General features: G+C 33.2%; 1 protein-coding gene. It reads left to right on the top strand.

Features of this window, described 5'->3' with window-relative positions; all coding sequences use genetic code 11:
* Positions 1 to 68: 68 nt before the first annotated feature.
* A partial coding sequence (locus F7Q96_RS26580; protein WP_211923540.1) for a hypothetical protein occupies positions 69 to 455 on the top strand: 387 nt, incomplete at its 3' end.

Genomic DNA, 455 nt, shown 5'->3' with positions numbered 1-455 from the left:
ATTATCAAATCTATATTCCTCCTTTTTTTCTTTTTTTACTTTTTGTCAGTTCTAAACTAGAACACTGGTTGCAGTACCAGTTTGATAAGAAAACTCAAAAAAGTGTTTTTTTTGCAATAGATGCGATTGTAGTGGCTGTTACTCTAGCAGGAGTGCACCTTAATCTCGTTCCAACATTTATTGCACTTTTTGCATTGTTTTACTCAGCAATTAATAGTCGTATTTCCTTTGCAGTTATTTGTTTAACGAGTCTGCTTGGGGCGATTATTTTTTATTTAAGTACATTTTTCCTATTTGGTTTTCATCCATATTTCGAAGGCACAAGCCAAGAATTAACAGTAATTACCTTACTTGGTTTGGTAATGTTTATCACTATCGGAAATTATTACCAACACCGCTGGGTTAAAAAAATTAGTCAGCAACGTCAGCATTATTATGACCAGATGACACGTTAT

Source organism: Cupriavidus gilardii (genome assembly GCF_008801915.1).
Classification (GTDB): Bacteria; Pseudomonadota; Gammaproteobacteria; order Burkholderiales; family Burkholderiaceae; genus Cupriavidus; species Cupriavidus gilardii.
The sequence above is the reverse complement of the archived record's forward strand: the minus strand, read 5'-3'. Positions and strand labels throughout refer to the sequence as shown.